The organism is uncultured Castellaniella sp. (genome assembly GCF_937988725.1).
Classification (GTDB): domain Bacteria; phylum Pseudomonadota; class Gammaproteobacteria; order Burkholderiales; family Burkholderiaceae_B; genus Castellaniella.
In genome coordinates, this window is sequence record NZ_CALKHS010000010.1 from 387,954 (window position 1) to 402,487 (window position 14,534).

Below are 14,534 nucleotides of genomic sequence, written 5' to 3' on the forward strand. Positions count from 1 at the left end.
ATGAGCTGGACCATCGCCGACACCGCGCTCGACAGCCGGTTCTTCCTGGGCACGGCCGCCTACCCTTCCCCTCAGATCATGCTGGACGCCATGCGCGCCGCCGGCGCCCAGGTCGTCACGGTCGGCCTCAAGCGCCAGGCCGCGGCCGGAGCCCACGGCGGTCAGCCCTTCTTTTCGATGCTCCGGGACCTGGGCTGCCACCTGCTGCCCAACACGGCCGGCTGCCACACGGCGGCCGAGGCCATCTCGCTTGCCCAGATGGCGCGGGAGATCTTCGAGACGTCCTGGATCAAGCTGGAAGTGATCGGGGACGAACACACGCTGCAGCCGGACGTCTTCGAACTGGTCGCGGCCGCCGACGCCCTGGCGCGCGACGGCTTCCAGGTCTTTCCCTATTGCACGGACGACCTGATCGTCTGCCAGCGCCTGCTGGACGCCGGCTGCCCTGTCCTGATGCCCTGGGCGGCGCCCATCGGCTCCGGCCAGGGGCTGATCCACCTGTCCGCGCTGCGCACCCTGCGGGACCGGCTGCCCGACGTTCCCCTGATCGTCGATGCCGGCATCGGCTCGCCCATGGACGCCGTCCAGGCCATGGAGCTGGGCTTCGATGCCGTGCTGCTGAATTCGGCCGTCTCGCGCGCCCTGGATCCGGTGCGCATGGCGCAGGCCTTCAAGCTGGCGATCGAGGCCGGACGGCTGGCCTGGGAAGCCGGCATCATGGCGGAACAGGACATGGCGGTCGCCACCACGCCGGTGTCAGGCCGGCCCTTCGTGCTGGCCTGACACCCGGCGTCACTGCCGCTTCTCGTTGGCCGTCTTGACCATGCTGTCATACAGGGTGAGGATGCGCGACCGGTACGGAAAGACCATTTCCGCAAAGCCGGTCTGTGAATCCAGGACTTTCTTGAAGAAAGGATTGGCTGCGGCGTATTTCGCCGTGACCTTCTTTTCTTCCTCGATGAAGCGGGTGTAGTAGTCGGGAGGCGTGTCCAGGACCTTGACGCCTTCCTTGTCCATGAACTCGTGCAGCGCGACGGAATTGTCGTATATGTTCGCATCCAGGGTATCGGCGATGTTCGCCTTCGCGGCGATCCGGATGATTTCCTTCAGATCGTCCGGCAGCGACTTCCAGTAGTCCCCGTTGATGAAGATCTGCCCGATGTCGGTCTGCTGATGCAGGCCCTGCAGATAATAGTATTTCCATATTTTCTGCAGCCCCAGATTGCGGTCGTCCGCGGGGCCGATCCATTCCGCGGCGTCGATCACGCCCCTCTGGGCCGAAGGCACGATGTCGCCGCCGGGCACGCCCACCGCCGAAATGCCCATGGCCTGATAGGTTTCCCCGGGGATGCCCGGCGGGGAGCGATATTTGAAGCTCTTGAATTCATTGACGTCCTTGATCGGTTTCTTGAACCATCCCAGGGGATCGGGCCCCATGGGCTGCATCAGGAAGGCCTTGACGTTGTAATGCATGACGTCTTCCAGGAGCTCCTTGTAGAGCTGCTCCCCTCCCCCCTTGTAGTACCACGCGACCATGCTGGCCTGATCCAGGCCCGTGCTGGCGGGCGCGTTCGAAAAAAGGACGAACGCCGAATTCTTGCCGGAGAAATAATTGGGCCAGACATAGCCCGCCTTGACCACGTCATTGCTGACCGCATCCAGGATCTCGAACGGCCCCACCACGGCGCCGGCCGCCAGCACTTCGATCTTCAGCCGGCCGCCGGACATCAGATCCACCTGCTTGGAGAACTGCTCCAGCAGCTTGAAATACAAGCTGGCGTTGGGGACGGCCGTCTGGATGGAGAATTTGTAGACTTGCTGGTCGGCCGCCTGGGTGGCGGCGGGCGCGCTCATCAGCAGGCCGGCCGAAATGCATAGTATTCCAGCGAGTTTGGCTTTAAAAACACGAATCATGATGGTCTCCTTGAGTCAAACAGATTTGACAAGCTAGGTCACGCCATGGCTCACCCTCCGCAAGAATGGGTTCGTCAATCCGCAAGGCCCGTGACCTGCGGCAACCAATGGACCAGGATCGGGAACTTGATGAGAAGCAGGACGACCAGCACCTGCAGCCCGACGAACTGGATCATCCCCAGATAGATGTCCTTCATGCTCCACTGCGGCACGACCCCCTTGAGAAAGTACGAGGACAGCGCCAGCGGCGGCGTCAGCCAGGAGGTCTGCAGCGTGACGGCGATCAGGATGCTGAACCAGAGGATGTCGAAGTCCAGGCTATGGGCCACCGGCAGCAGGATGGGAACGACCACCAGGACGATCGGTATCCATTCCAGCGGGCCGCCCAGCAGGAAGATCAGGAACAGCATCAGCAGCAGCATGATCAGCGGCGAGACCGGCAAGGACGTGAGGATCTCGGTGATCAGCTGTCCGCTGCCCATGCGGGCGAAGACCGCCCCGAAGAAGTTGGCCGCCCCGATCAGGAACATGATGAAGGCGCTGACTTCCATCGTCTTGATGACGGCGATTCCCAAGGCCTTCCAGCTCAGGCGCCGATAGATGAAGGTGAGCGCCAGCGAGGCGAATGCGCCTGTAGCCGCCGCATCGGTCGGGGTGGTCACCCCGCCGACGATGAGCCCCAGGGTGGAGAGGATGACCACCGTGATGGGAATGACGCCGACCAGCAGCTCGCGCATCTTGTCCAGGAACGTGAGCGGCGGGCCGTCATACGGGATCGGCGGCCCCAGCTTGGGGTTGATCTGGCAGCGGATGACGGTGTAGAGCAGATAGACGCCCGAGAGCATCAGGCCCGGCACCACGGCGGCGGCGAACAGCGTGGACACCGGGATTCCGACCAGCGGACCCATGACGATCAGCATCACGCTCGGGGGAATCAGGATCCCGAGCGTGCCGCCCGCGGCGATCACGCCCGCCGACAGGCGGGTGTCGTAATTGCTGCGGATCAGCATGGGAGCGGCCATGACTCCCAGCACCGTCACCGAGGCGCCGACGATGCCGGTCGCCGCCGCGAACAGCGTGGCCGTCGCCAGGACGATGATGTAGAGCGAGCCCTTGTATTTCCCCAGCATGATCTGCAAGGCGCGGAACATGCGGTCCATCAGGCCGGACTGGTCCAGGACGTAGCCCATGAACAGGAACAGGGGAATGGCGGCCAGTTCGACGCTGGTCATCAGGGAAAAGAACTGATAGGTCAGCAGGTTGAACACCTGCTGGCCGATGGCCATGAAACCGAACAGCAAGGCCACGAAAATGAACACGAAAGCCATCGGAAAGCCGGTGAGCACGCCCACCACGGCGACCAGCAGGGATACGAGGCCGAGAACCGGATCGCTCATGATTGGGGCTCCTTGTTCCGGAAGGGCGTGTTGTGGCGGATGACCCAGCAGGCCTTGATCAGCTCGGCCGCGCCTTGCAGCAGCAACAGAAAGACCGTGATCGGAATCACGGCCTTGAGCGGATAGATCGGCGGCATCCACGGGCTTTGGGGATAGAGCTCGTGCTGCATCCAGGATTGACCGGCGAACCGCAGGCTGACTAGGAAGAACAATGTCATCGCGGGGAAGTACAGCGCGACATACAGCACCGCATCCAGCAAGGCCTGCCAGCGCGGCTTGAGCAACGCCAGCAGGAAATCCGCCCGGACGTGGCTGCCCTTCTGCAAGGCGTAGGCCGCCCCCAGCATGAAAATCGTGCTGGAGAGCATGTACGTCATGTCATAGGCCCAGATGGTGGGCTTGTTGAAGACGTAGCGGGACGTCACTTCGTAGACCAGCGCGCCGGTCAGGGGCAGAATCAGCCAGGCCGCCAGTTTGCCGATCAGCCGCGACGGGTATTCCAGCGCCGCCAGCAGCCTGCGCAGCCCGGGTGAAGGTTCTCGATCGTTGTCCATGGTTGTCTCGGCTCCTTGCGGTCAGTGCGGAACTTCCGATGAAACGGGCGGCCGGGCGGCGTCGGCGAGAATGAACTCCGCGGCGCGTTCGGCCATCATGATGATGGGGACGTTCGTGTTGCCGGAGACCAGCGTCGGCATGACGGATCCATCCACCACGCGCAGCCGGTCGATTCCGTGGACTTGCATGTGATGGTCGACGACCGCCTGGGGATCGGTGCGCGGCCCCATTTTTGCCGTGCCCGTGGGATGGAAGATGGTGGCGCCATGCTCGCGGCAGAAATGCAGGATCTCGTCATCGCTGCGGGCATCGAGGCCCGGCCTGTATTCACGGGCCATCAGGTCTTTCATGGGCTCCGTGTCGGCGATGCGGCGAGCGAGGCGCACCGCCGCGATGGCCGTGCGCCGGTCGAGTTCGGCGTCCAGATAGTTGGGCTGCATCGACGGGGGCTGGAGGGGATCGGGGGACTGGATCCGCACATGGCCGCGCGATTCGGGGCGCAGCTGACAGACGGAATAGGTGCAGCCGGAAAAATCATGCACCTTGGCGCCGGCCAGATCGGCCGACAGCGTACCCAGGTGGAACTGGACGTCGGGGCGGTCCGATTCGGGCAGGGCCCGGCAGAACAGCGCCCCCTGGTTGATGCCGATGGCCAGCGGCCCGCTGCGAAACAGCAGCCACTGCAGCCCCATCCGGGCCCGGCCCCAAAGACTGCGCAACTGGTCGTTGTTGGTGATCGGCTTGGTGACCTCATAGATCAGGCGCAATTGCAGGTGGTCCTGCAGGTTCTCGCCGACGCCGGGCAGGTCCCGCACGACCGGAATGCCATGACGCTGCACCAGGCTCGCCGCGCCGATCCCGGAGAGCTGAAGCAATTGGGGCGACAGGAGCGCGCCCGCGCACAGGATGACTTCCCGGTTGGCCTTCAGGGTCCGCGACTGGCCGCCAATCTGGTATTCCACCGCCGACGCGCATGAGCCCTGCAGAATCACGCGCGTCGCCCGCGCGCGGGTGAGAATCCTGAGATTGGATCTGCCGCGCGCGGGCTTCAGATACGCCACGGCCGAGGAACAGCGCCAGCCCCCGTGGGTGGTGAGCTGGTAGTAGCCGACGCCTTCCTGGACGCCGGTATTGAAGTCGTCCGTCCGGGGGATGCCGTTGGCCTCGGCGGACCGGATGAAGGCTTCCACCAGCTCGTGCCTGGCGCGGATGGAGGACGCGTACAAGGGACCGTCGGTGCCCCGCGTGGGTCCCGGTCCCAGGTCATTGTGTTCGAGCTTCCGAAAATACGGCAGGCACTCGTCCCAGCTCCAGCCCGGATTCCCCAGATCGGCCCAATGATCGTAGTCCTGCTTCTGTCCGCGGATGTAGATCAGGCCGTTGATCGAACTGCTGCCGCCCAGCGTCTTGCCGCGCGGCCAGTAGATCCTGCGCCCCAGCATATTGGGCTCGGGATCGGTGTAGAAGCCCCAGTTCACATCCTTGTCGAACATCGTGCGGCCGTAACCGATCGGAATGTGGATCCAGAGATTGGTGTCCGGCGGCCCGGCCTCGAGCAGACAGACGCTGTGCTTGCCGTTCTCGCTCAGCCTGTTGGCCAGGACACAGCCGGCGGATCCGGCGCCCACGATGATGTAATCTACAGCCTGGCTCATACGACGGCGTCTCCCTTGTGCATGCTGGGCGGTGATCTTTTTTATTTCCGGCCAGTGTGACCGGGCCCGCCCGTACGTCACCATGGGGTTAATACTATGAATTCCACCAGTGGCACGAAATGTGTCATTTCGGTTTCAGTTGCCATCGGCTGATCACGGTCCCCGCATGGAAAAACCCATCGATCGTTCTTTGCGCGTGCTCCACATCCTGGAAAAACTGGCGATCGCGGCCCATCCGCAGACCCTGACGCAACTGGCCCAGCGCACCGGAGTGCCGAAATCCAGTCTCATGCGGACCCTCCATGAAATGGAACGCGCATCCTACGTGACCCGCCTGCCCGGCCAAAGGGGATATGTCACCGGCTCACGGACCCACGAACTGGGCCTGTCCATCTTGAGAGCCCCTCAACTGCTGCGGGCGTGCCGCGCGGTCCTGGCCCGGCTCGTCGAGATCACGGGCGAAACATGCAACATGAACACGCTGTCCGGCGATACCGTGCAGTACCTGGCCCGGGTCGAAAGCCCCGGCCATCTGCGCCTGCAGCTGCACATGGATATCGGTTCCCACGTGCCGCTGCATTGCACGGCCAGCGGCAAGCTGTTCCTGGCCTTCATGCGTCCGGCGGAACAACGGGCCCTGCTGGGCAGGCTGGAACTGGCGCGCATGACGCCCAAGACCATCACCCGGCCCGAGTCGCTGATGTCGGCGCTGCTGCCGATCCAGGCGCAGGAGATGGGGATCGACGACGAGGAATTCATCGTCGGGATGGTGGCCGTCGCGGTCCCGATCCGGGATCGCGAAGGCAAGATGATCGCAGCGCTGGCCTGCCACGCGCCGACCGCGCAGGCATCGCTCCAGGACCTGATGGAAAAAGCGCCGTTCATGCGGCAGGCGGCCCGGGAACTGGGCCTGATCCTGGCAAGCGACTAGCGCCGGCCAGGACGGAATCGAGGCCCATGGACCCGCAACTGCTCACCGTCACGGCGATCCTCTTCGTCGCCACCTTCATCCGCTCAGCTTTCGGTTTCGGCGAAGCGCTCATCGCCGTCCCCCTGCTGGCCTTCGCCATCCCCATCGAAGAGGCCGCGCCGGTGGTCGTGCTGATTTCCATCACGATCGCGGCGCTCATCATCGCCCAGGACTGGCGCCAGATCCATGTCGCCAGCGCGGGCAGACTGTTCCTGGCGACGGTGGGCGGCATGCCCCTGGGGCTGTGGCTGCTGACGGCGGTGGACGAAGCCATAGTCACGGCGCTGCTGGCCGCCGTCATCATCCTGTTTTCCACGTACTGCCTGCTGCGCCGCACGCAGATCGAATTGAAGAACGACCGCCATGCCTGGGGCTTCGGCTTCCTGGCCGGCATCCTGGGCGGCGCCTACGGCATGAGCGGTCCTCCCCTGGTGATCTACGGCGCCCTGCGCCGCTGGTCGCCCCAGCATTTCCGGGCCACCCTGCAGGGGTACTTCCTGCCGGCCAGCATCCTGACGCTGATCGGATACAGCGTGACGGGCCTCTGGACCAGCTCGGTCACGCACTACTACATCTGGGCGCTGCCGCCCGCCGTACTGGCCAGTTTCCTGGGCCGCGCCGTGAATCGCCGCATCAAAGGCCCGGCCTTCCTGCGCTGGGTCCATCTGGGCCTGATCGCCATCGGCGTCCTGCTGCTGGCCCGGACCCTGGGGTGACGCGCGTCCGCGCTATCATGAGCGCCGGTTCGTCCGATTTGGATATTTTGGAATTCATCATGGAAAATCTTGCCGCCGACGGGCTCCAGCCTCTGCCCGGATGCGCCCTCCTGAACATCGAGGGACCCGACGCCCTGACGTTCCTGCACGGACAATTGACGCATACCGTGACCGGCCTGGACGGCGAACGGGCCGCGCCGGCCGCCTACTGCACGGCCCAGGGCCGCCTGCTGGCCAACGGCGTGCTGTGGCGGGCGCGGGACGACCGCATCACCTGGATGGTCTCGCGGGATCTGGCGGAGACGCTGATCCGGCGCTTGCGCATGTTCGTGCTGCGCACCAAGGTCACGATCAGCCTGGACGAGACGACCCAGGTCGGCGGCGCCTGGGGCGCGGGGTCGGTGCCGGACTCGTTGCATGGGGCGCCGGCCTGGACGCGGGCATCCATCGAGGGCGCCGACTGGATCGTGGCGCCGATGTCCCGCGCGGAACGGCCCGCGGCCTGGCGGCTGGCGGCCGACGCGGCCCCGGACACGGCCGGCGCGGCGCAGGCCGGCGCCTGGGCGGCCCTGCGGCTGGCCGGCGGCTGGCCCCGGATCCAGGCGGCGTCCCAGGACCTGTTCCTGCCCGCTTCCCTGGACATGGACCTGAACGGCACCATCGACTTCGCCAAGGGCTGCTACCCCGGCCAGGAAGTCATCGCCCGCAGCCACTACCGGGGCACGGTCAAGCGCCGCCTGGCGCACGGCACCGCCTCGTGGTCGCCGGACGCTCCCCCGCCGCCGCCCGCGACCGACCTGTATCCCGCCGGTGAAACGGGGAGTCGGCCCGTGGGCCGCGTGATCGAATCCGCGGTCCACCAGGGGCTGCTGCACGTGGCGGCCGAAATCACCCTGTCGGACTGGCCGGCCATGCGCTACGCCGTGGGCGCGCCCGACGGCGCGGCGCTGAGCATGCGGATGCCGTCGGAAGCCGCCTGATCCTGCGCCGGCGAACCGCCGGTCAACGCGGCTGGTGATACAGCTTCAGGATGCTGGAGAAATCCAGCTTTCCATGGCCTTGCGTGCTGTGCAGGGCGTAGAGATTGCGCGCCAGTTCGCCCAGGGGGGTCGTGGCGCGCGACAGCATGGAGGCCTCTGCCGCCAGGCCCAGGTCCTTCAGCATCAGGTCCACGCCGAAGCCGCCTTCGTAGTCATGCGAGGCCGGCGCGTGGTCCATGACGCCGGGCCAGGGGTTGTACAGTTCCGTCGCCCAATTGCGCCCGGAACTCTTGGCGATGATGTCGGACAGGGTCTTGGGGTCCAGGCCGTTGGCGACGCCCAGGGCCAGGGCTTCGGCCGTGCCGGCCATCAGGATGCCCAGCAGCATGTTGTTGCAGATCTTGGCCACCTGCCCCGCCCCCGCGTCGCCGGCGTGGAAGATGTTCTTGCCCATGACCTGCAGATACGGCGCGGCCGCCTCCAGGTCGGCGGCCGCGCCGCCGACGATGAAGGTCAGGGTGCCCGCCGCCGCTCCGCCCGTGCCGCCCGACACCGGCGCATCCAGCATGCGGATGCCGTGTTCCGCCGCCGCTTTCGACACTTTGCGGGCCGATTCGGGAGCGATGGTGCTGCATTCCAGCACCAGGGTGTTCCTGGCGATGGCCTTCAGGAGGCCGTTTTCCCCCAGATACAGGCCTTCGACATGGCGACTGGCCGGCAGCATGGTGACGACCAGGTCCACGCCCGCCACCGCTTCGGCCGCCGAGGCGACTGCCGTGGCGCCGGCCTGGGTGGCGGCCTTCAGGGCCGCCGGCACCAGGTCGAAGACCTTCAGGGCGTGGCCGGCCTTCAGCAGGTTCTGCGCCATCGGGCCGCCCATGTGGCCCAGACCGATGAAACCAATCGTGCTGCTCATGGATGTCTCCTTGAAATTATTGTGGGAATTCGATGAAGAGGGTCAGCCTCGCAGGTCCGCCAGCGGATGCGCCTGCCCCGCCGGCCAGGGCTGCGCCAGAAAGCGCCGCGCCCAGTCCGCCGTCGCCTGTTCCAGGGTGGCGGGCCGCCAGCGCGGGGATTTGTCCTTGTCGATCAGCAGGGCCCGGATGCCCTCGCGGAAGTCCGGCTCGGCGCAGCAATGCAGCGAGGCGATGTATTCCATGCGGAAGGTATCCGCCAGCGACTGGTGGCGGGCGCGGCCCAGCAAGGTGTGGCTCAGCCGCGCCGAACCCGGCGAGCCCGCCAGGAACGTCGCGGCGGCGCGCGCCAGCCAGGGATCGGCATGGCGCTTCCAGCCCGCGATGGCGGCTGCGATCTCCTGCAGGTCCGAGCGGCCGCAGGCGCGGCGGATCAGATCCGAATGGCGTTGCAGGGGGCCGGGCTCGGGGGCGTCCTGCGACAGCGCATCCAGCGCCGCATCGACCTGCGCCGCGTGCTGGGCCGCCGTCGCGGACCAGTCGACCGCGGCCAGGGCGTCGATCAGGGCGTCGAAGCCGTCCGCCGCGCAGGCGCGATCGGCCAGGCCGTAATGCAGGCAATCCGCCGCGCCGAGCTGGGCGCCCGTCAAGGCCAGGAATTCGCCGATGCCGCGCGGCAGCCGGCCGAGCATCCAGGTGCCCGCCACGTCGGGATACAGGCCGATGGTGATTTCCGGCATCGCGAAGCGCGTGGTTTCAGTGACCAGGCGATGGCTGGCCCCCAGCATCAGCCCCACGCCCCCGCCCATGACGATACCGCTGCCCCAGCACAGGACCGGTTTCGCGTAGCGATGGATCTGGTAGTCCAGCCGGTATTCGGTTTCGAAGAAGCTGCGGGCATGGACGTTGGCCCAGGCATCCGCGGGCGGGCTGTCCAGCATGCTGTCATACAGCGCATGCAGATCGCCGCCCGCGCAAAAGGCCTTGTCCCCCGCCCCGCGCAACACGACGGCGACGATCCGCTCGTCGTCCGCCCAGGATTCCAGGCGTTCGTCCAGCAGGCGGCTCATGGCCAGGGACAGGCCATTGAGGGTCTGCGGGCTGTTCAAGGTCGCCAGGCCGATGCGCCGGCCATTGCGCCCGGCCACTTCCTGGAACAGGACGGGATCCGGCGGGGAGTCGGGGACGGGCTCGGCGGAATCGGAAGTGCTCATCGCAGATCGGCCTCCTGGGTCAGGATGTGGCGCGCCACGATGACGCGCATGATTTCATTGGTGCCTTCCAGGATCTGATGCACGCGCGTGTCGCGCACCAGCCGTTCCAGCGGATAGTCCTTCAGATACCCGTAGCCGCCGTGGATCTGCTGCGCATCCAGGCAGGACTGGAAGCACAGGTCCGTGGCGAAACGCTTGGCCATGGCGCAGTAGGCGCTGGCCTGGGGATCGCCCTCGTCGAGTTTGCTGGCGGCCAGCCGCACCATCTGGCGCGAGGCCACCACATTGGCCAGCAGATCGGCCAGCTTGAACTGCAGCGCCTGGAAGTCCGCCAGGGGCCGGCCGAACTGGCGCCGCTCGCCCATGTAGCGCCGGGCGGCCTCGTAGGCCCCCTGGGCGGCGCCCACGGAACAGGTGGCGATGTTGATGCGTCCGCCGTCCAGGCCCTTCATGGCGAAACGGAAGCCCTCGCCTTCTTCGCCCAGGCGGTTTTCCACCGGCACCCGGACGTCTTCGAAAGTGATGGGGCGCGTGGACTGGCTGTTCCAGCCCATCTTGTTTTCCTTGCGGCCATACGTGATGCCGGCGGCGTCGGCCGGCACGACCAGGGCCGAAATGCCGCGCGCGCCTTCGCCGCCCGTGCGGGCCATGACGACCAGCACGTCGGTGTCGCCCGCCCCGGAGATGAACGCCTTGGCGCCGTTCAGCACGTAGTGATCGCCTTCGCGGCGGGCGCTGGTGGCGAGCGATGCCGCGTCCGACCCGGAGCCGGGCTCGGTCAGGCAATAGGAAGCCAGCTTTTCGCCGCTGGCCAGCAACGGCCCCCAGTGGTCGCGCACGGCGGGCTGCGCCCAGCTGCCGATCATCCAGGTGGCCATGTTGTGAATGGTGATGAAAGCGGTGGTGGACGGATCCACGGCGGCCATTTCCTCGAAGACCAGCGTGGCGTCCAGCCGGGGCAACCCCAGTCCACCGATGGATTCCGGCGCGTACATGGCGCAGAAGCCCAGTTCTCCGGCCTTGGCGAAGGCCTCGCGCGGAAAGATGTGTTCCTCGTCCCACCGCGCCGCGTGCGGGGCGAGTTCCCCCTGGGCGAACTCGCGGGCGGCCTGTGCAAAGGCCTCTTGTTCTTCGCTGAGGCGAAAATCCATGGTGTGTGTCTCCGGATCTAAGGTGATCGCAGCCGCAGGGCGCGGGTAACGCCATTCGGCGCAGCCGGACCTGGTCAAGGCCGGCTGCCGCGTCGCAGGCTTACTGTAGCACTTGGCGGCAGGGCCCGTTCGAATGGGTCCACCTTAATTCAGCCCGGCCGGCGCGGCTGTCAATCGGGTGACAATCCGCGCGGCCGGACTCCGGGTCCGACACCCCGACACACGTCCTCAGAACCCTTCCAGCACGGTCTTGCCGCACGCCCGGCCGCTTTCCTGCAGGGCGTGCGCCTGCTTCAGCGTGTCGGCGTTGATGGGACCCATGCGCCGCGTCAGCGTGCTGCGGATGCGGCCGGCATCCGCCAGGCGGGCGACCTCATCCAGCACGCGGCCCTGTTCACCCATGTCCGCCGTGCCGAACAGGGAACGGGTGAACATGAACTCCCAATGGACCGAGACGGACTTGCGCTTGAACCCCCGGATGTCCAGGGACTCCGGATCGTCGATCAGGCCGAAGCGCCCCTGCGGGGCGATGAGTTCGACCACGTCGGCCAGGTGCTGGCCGGTGGCGGTCGTCGAAAAGACGAAGGCCGGGTCGCCCAGGCCCAGCGCGCCCAGTTGCGCCGCCAGGGGCTGGCGGTGGTCCACCACATGGTCGGCGCCCAGAGACCGCACCCAGTCCCGCGTTTCGGGACGGGACGCCGTGGCGATGACCGTCAGGCCGGTCAGCGCCTTGAGCAGTTGGATGGCCATGGAGCCCACGCCCCCCGCCCCGCCGATGATCAGGACCGCATCCGCGGCGCCGGGCACCGGTCGGCGCACGTCCAGGCGGTCGAACAGCATCTCCCATGCCGTCAGCGCCGTCAGGGGCAAAGCGGCCGCCTGAGCATGATCCAGCGTCGCCGGCTTGCGCCCGACGATCCGCTCGTCCACCAGATGGAATTCGCTGTTGGTTCCCGGCCGCGTCAAGGCGCCCGCGTAGAACACCTCGTCCCCGGGCTTGAAGCGGCTGGCCTCGGGGCCGACCGCCACCACGCGGCCGGATGCGTCCCAGCCCAGGACCTTCCAGTCGGCGCCCTCGGGTTCCACGCGCTGCCGGATCTTGGTGTCCACCGGATTGACGGACACGGCCGCGATCTCCACCAACAGGTCATGGCCCGTGGGACCGGGGCGGTCCAGCTCGATATCCACGAGCGCGTCCGGCCGGTCGATGGGGCCGGTCCGGCGGTATCCGATGGCTTTCATGAAGACTCCTGCTTGTCTGAAAATGAAGGTGCCTGCAGAATACCGTCATTCATGATTTTGTCTCTACGCACAAATTCAGCCCATAGTGACAAAAAGGATACCAAGGTGGCCAAATCCAAACATTCACGCTTCGACTGCAGCCCCGGATGCGCGGTCGAAGCCGCGATCGGCCTGATCGAGGGCAAATGGAAATCCGTCGTGCTGTTCCATCTGCTGGGCGGGACGCTGCGTTTCAGCGAACTTCGCCGCCAGATCGCCAATGTCTCGCCCCGCATGCTGACGCGGCAGCTGCGTGAACTGGAGGAAGACGGCCTGATCGAGCGGACGGTCTACGCGCAGGTGCCGCCCAGGGTGGACTATCGCCTGTCCTCTCTGGGACGCAGCATGGAACCCATCCTGCTGGCCTTGAAATCCTGGGGAGATGAACACACCGGCCTGTATGGCAAGCCGCCGATGCCGGATCGGACCCCGGCCGAAGAGACGGGCGCGGCGCACTGAAGGCGCTTGCCGGAGAGAAAGGCCGCCCCGGCCTACTTGGACCGCTGTCCCTTGATCTGCCGATGGGCGGCCCGGCGGCGTCGGGACTCCAGGGGGTCGAACACCAGAGGCCGGCAGAGTTCGACGCGGTCGCCTTCGCGCAGCAGGCGCTGCGGGCCGCAGCGTTCGCCGTAGACGCCCATCGTCAGGGGCGCGTCGGTGAATTCGGGGAATTCCCGGGCGAAGCCGCTCAGGGCGACGGCCTGCCCCGCCGTGGCGCCCTCGGGGACGTCCAGCGCCCGGCGCCACAGGCGCGCGGGCGCGGCAAAGGCGACGGACACGCGCATCTCAGCCCCCGTAGACCGCGTGGGCGCGCTGAGTGAAGGAATCGATGAAGCTGGTGGCGATGCGGTTGAACACCGGACCGATCACCGCCGACAGGGCGCGGCTGGAAAACGCGTATTCCATGGTGTAGAGGACCTTGCAGCCGTCCTCGCCCAGGGGCTGGAAGGCCCAGTGCCCGGTCAGATTGGAAAACGGCCCGTCCACCAGGTGAAAGACGATCTTGTTCGGATAGTCGTGGTCGTTGCGCGTGGTGAAGCTCTGGCGGATGCCGGCGAAATGGATCTGAACCGTGGCCTGCATGCCCTGTTCGTTCTGCCACTGCACCGCGGCCCCGCCGCACCAGGGCATGAATTCGGGGTAACGCGCGACGTCGGCCACCAGATCGAACATCTGGGCGCAACTGAAAGGGACGAGGACGGAGCGTTGGATCGAATGCATCAGCAAGACGGATGGTTAGGATAGAATTGAAGGATTTTATCAGCGCATGCGTTATCCATGAGTATTGTAGAAAATCGCAAGGCCACCCACGATTACTTCATCGAGGAACGCTTCGAGGCCGGGCTGGTCCTGGAAGGCTGGGAGGTCAAGGCCATCCGGGCCGGCCACGTCCAGCTGAAAGAAGCTTACGTGATCGTGCGCGACGGCGCTCTGTGGATCCTGGGCATGCACATCAGCCCCCTGCCCACGGCGTCCACCCACATCCATCCCAACGCCACCCGCACGCGCAAGCTGCTGCTGCACGCCCAGGAAATCAGCAAGCTGATAGGCAAGGTCGAACAGCGCGGCTATGCCCTGGTTCCTTTGAACCTGCACTACAAGGGCGGGCGCATCAAGCTGGATTTCGGCCTGGGACGGGGCAAGAAACTGCACGACAAGCGCGATACCCAGCGCGACAAGGACTGGGCGCGCGAAAAAGAACGCCTGATGAAGCATGACACCCGGCGCGAAAGCAAGGATTGACGCCCATGACAGGCTCCCGATCAGTATCCCGGGAATTTGGCAGC

At 66.1% G+C, this 14,534-nt stretch carries 16 protein-coding genes; 6 read left to right on the forward strand and 10 right to left on the reverse strand.

The features are described 5' to 3' along the window. A complete protein-coding gene (locus Q0263_RS12230) occupies positions 1 to 783 on the forward strand; it encodes a thiazole synthase (protein ID WP_298016359.1) in 783 nt (260 codons plus the stop codon). Positions 784 to 792: 9 nt separating this feature from the next. Here the strand turns inward: Q0263_RS12230 and Q0263_RS12235 are convergent, their stop codons facing one another. The 4 genes from Q0263_RS12235 to Q0263_RS12250 form a co-directional block, all read right to left on the reverse strand. Continuing rightward, positions 793 to 1,914: a TRAP transporter substrate-binding protein gene (locus Q0263_RS12235; RefSeq protein WP_298016362.1), complete on the reverse strand. Its 1,122-nt coding sequence runs from the start codon at positions 1,912 to 1,914 to the stop codon at positions 793 to 795. A 74-nt stretch (positions 1,915 to 1,988) separates the two neighbouring features. Continuing rightward, positions 1,989 to 3,311 (reverse strand): TRAP transporter large permease subunit, encoded by a 1,323-nt coding sequence (locus Q0263_RS12240; protein ID WP_298016366.1) that lies wholly within the window; start codon positions 3,309 to 3,311, stop codon positions 1,989 to 1,991. After that, a complete protein-coding gene (locus Q0263_RS12245; RefSeq protein WP_298016369.1) occupies positions 3,308 to 3,865 on the reverse strand; it encodes a TRAP transporter small permease subunit in 558 nt (185 codons plus the stop codon). Before Q0263_RS12245 ends, Q0263_RS12240 begins: the two co-directional genes overlap by 4 nt. Before the next feature lie 21 nt (positions 3,866 to 3,886). Then, positions 3,887 to 5,521, reverse strand: coding sequence for a choline dehydrogenase (locus Q0263_RS12250; protein ID WP_298016371.1), 1,635 nt, complete (start codon positions 5,519 to 5,521; stop codon positions 3,887 to 3,889). Between the two features lie 166 nt (positions 5,522 to 5,687). Here Q0263_RS12250 and Q0263_RS12255 point away from each other — a divergent pair, with 166 nt between their 5' ends. Genes Q0263_RS12255 through Q0263_RS12265 form a run of 3 tightly spaced genes read left to right on the forward strand, consistent with a single transcriptional unit; the run spans position 5,688 to position 8,187 of the window. Beyond that, positions 5,688 to 6,452 (forward strand): IclR family transcriptional regulator, encoded by a 765-nt coding sequence (locus Q0263_RS12255; protein WP_298016374.1) that lies wholly within the window; start codon positions 5,688 to 5,690, stop codon positions 6,450 to 6,452. Between the two features lie 26 nt (positions 6,453 to 6,478). Then, entirely contained in the window at positions 6,479 to 7,207 is a 729-nt protein-coding gene (locus tag Q0263_RS12260) for a sulfite exporter TauE/SafE family protein (protein ID WP_298016377.1), read from the forward strand. Positions 7,208 to 7,266: 59 nt separating this feature from the next. Then, positions 7,267 to 8,187, forward strand: a complete 921-nt coding sequence (locus Q0263_RS12265; RefSeq protein ID WP_298016380.1) for a folate-binding protein — start codon at positions 7,267 to 7,269, stop codon at positions 8,185 to 8,187. A gap of 22 nt (positions 8,188 to 8,209) precedes the next feature. Here the strand turns inward: Q0263_RS12265 and mmsB are convergent, their stop codons facing one another. From mmsB to Q0263_RS12285, 4 genes are all read right to left on the reverse strand, one after another. Next, positions 8,210 to 9,103: a 3-hydroxyisobutyrate dehydrogenase gene (mmsB, locus tag Q0263_RS12270; RefSeq protein ID WP_298016383.1), complete on the reverse strand. Its 894-nt coding sequence runs from the start codon at positions 9,101 to 9,103 to the stop codon at positions 8,210 to 8,212. 42 nt (positions 9,104 to 9,145) lie between these two features. Then, complete coding sequence (locus tag Q0263_RS12275) at positions 9,146 to 10,315, reverse strand: enoyl-CoA hydratase/isomerase family protein (RefSeq protein WP_298016386.1); 1,170 nt, start codon at positions 10,313 to 10,315, stop codon at positions 9,146 to 9,148. Further along, entirely contained in the window at positions 10,312 to 11,466 is a 1,155-nt protein-coding gene (locus Q0263_RS12280; protein WP_298016389.1) for an acyl-CoA dehydrogenase family protein, read from the reverse strand. Before Q0263_RS12280 ends, Q0263_RS12275 begins: the two co-directional genes overlap by 4 nt. A gap of 228 nt (positions 11,467 to 11,694) precedes the next feature. Continuing rightward, the gene (locus tag Q0263_RS12285) at positions 11,695 to 12,708 is read right to left on the reverse strand and encodes a zinc-binding alcohol dehydrogenase family protein (protein WP_298016392.1); all 1,014 of its coding nucleotides are present in this window, start codon (positions 12,706 to 12,708) and stop codon (positions 11,695 to 11,697) included. A gap of 105 nt (positions 12,709 to 12,813) precedes the next feature. Between Q0263_RS12285 and Q0263_RS12290 the strand changes: the two genes are divergently transcribed. Next, positions 12,814 to 13,206 carry a helix-turn-helix domain-containing protein gene (locus Q0263_RS12290; RefSeq protein ID WP_298016395.1) on the forward strand — a complete coding sequence of 131 codons (393 nt, stop codon included), beginning with the start codon at positions 12,814 to 12,816 and terminating at the stop codon, positions 13,204 to 13,206. A gap of 32 nt (positions 13,207 to 13,238) precedes the next feature. Here the strand turns inward: Q0263_RS12290 and Q0263_RS12295 are convergent, their stop codons facing one another. Then, positions 13,239 to 13,532, reverse strand: a complete 294-nt coding sequence (locus Q0263_RS12295) for an RnfH family protein (RefSeq protein ID WP_298016398.1) — start codon at positions 13,530 to 13,532, stop codon at positions 13,239 to 13,241. A 1-nt stretch (position 13,533) separates the two neighbouring features. Then, on the reverse strand, positions 13,534 to 13,968 hold the full coding sequence (locus Q0263_RS12300; protein WP_298016401.1) for a type II toxin-antitoxin system RatA family toxin: 435 nt from the start codon (positions 13,966 to 13,968) through the stop codon (positions 13,534 to 13,536). Positions 13,969 to 14,025: 57 nt separating this feature from the next. On the opposite strand from Q0263_RS12300, the gene smpB reads away from it, so the two are divergent. Continuing rightward, positions 14,026 to 14,490, forward strand: a complete 465-nt coding sequence (smpB, locus tag Q0263_RS12305) for an SsrA-binding protein SmpB (RefSeq protein WP_298016404.1) — start codon at positions 14,026 to 14,028, stop codon at positions 14,488 to 14,490. Positions 14,491 to 14,534: the final 44 nt, after the last annotated feature.

What these genes read in the sequence shown, in the direction of transcription:
- Q0263_RS12265 (WP_298016380.1), top strand. Translation starts at nt 7,267, where the DNA reads ATGGAAAATCTTGCCGCCGACGGGCTCCAGCCTCTGCCCGGATGCGCC.
- Q0263_RS12285 (WP_298016392.1), bottom strand. Translation starts at nt 12,708, where the DNA reads ATGAAAGCCATCGGATACCGCCGGACCGGCCCCATCGACCGGCCGGAC.
- Q0263_RS12260 (WP_298016377.1), top strand. Translation starts at nt 6,479, where the DNA reads ATGGACCCGCAACTGCTCACCGTCACGGCGATCCTCTTCGTCGCCACC.
- Q0263_RS12295 (WP_298016398.1), bottom strand. Translation starts at nt 13,532, where the DNA reads ATGCGCGTGTCCGTCGCCTTTGCCGCGCCCGCGCGCCTGTGGCGCCGG.
- mmsB (WP_298016383.1), bottom strand. Translation starts at nt 9,103, where the DNA reads ATGAGCAGCACGATTGGTTTCATCGGTCTGGGCCACATGGGCGGCCCG.
- Q0263_RS12280 (WP_298016389.1), bottom strand. Translation starts at nt 11,466, where the DNA reads ATGGATTTTCGCCTCAGCGAAGAACAAGAGGCCTTTGCACAGGCCGCC.
- smpB (WP_298016404.1), top strand. Translation starts at nt 14,026, where the DNA reads ATGAGTATTGTAGAAAATCGCAAGGCCACCCACGATTACTTCATCGAG.
- Q0263_RS12245 (WP_298016369.1), bottom strand. Translation starts at nt 3,865, where the DNA reads ATGGACAACGATCGAGAACCTTCACCCGGGCTGCGCAGGCTGCTGGCG.
- Q0263_RS12275 (WP_298016386.1), bottom strand. Translation starts at nt 10,315, where the DNA reads ATGAGCACTTCCGATTCCGCCGAGCCCGTCCCCGACTCCCCGCCGGAT.
- Q0263_RS12300 (WP_298016401.1), bottom strand. Translation starts at nt 13,968, where the DNA reads ATGCATTCGATCCAACGCTCCGTCCTCGTCCCTTTCAGTTGCGCCCAG.
- Q0263_RS12235 (WP_298016362.1), bottom strand. Translation starts at nt 1,914, where the DNA reads ATGATTCGTGTTTTTAAAGCCAAACTCGCTGGAATACTATGCATTTCG.
- Q0263_RS12255 (WP_298016374.1), top strand. Translation starts at nt 5,688, where the DNA reads ATGGAAAAACCCATCGATCGTTCTTTGCGCGTGCTCCACATCCTGGAA.
- Q0263_RS12240 (WP_298016366.1), bottom strand. Translation starts at nt 3,311, where the DNA reads ATGAGCGATCCGGTTCTCGGCCTCGTATCCCTGCTGGTCGCCGTGGTG.
- Q0263_RS12250 (WP_298016371.1), bottom strand. Translation starts at nt 5,521, where the DNA reads ATGAGCCAGGCTGTAGATTACATCATCGTGGGCGCCGGATCCGCCGGC.
- Q0263_RS12230 (WP_298016359.1), top strand. Translation starts at nt 1, where the DNA reads ATGAGCTGGACCATCGCCGACACCGCGCTCGACAGCCGGTTCTTCCTG.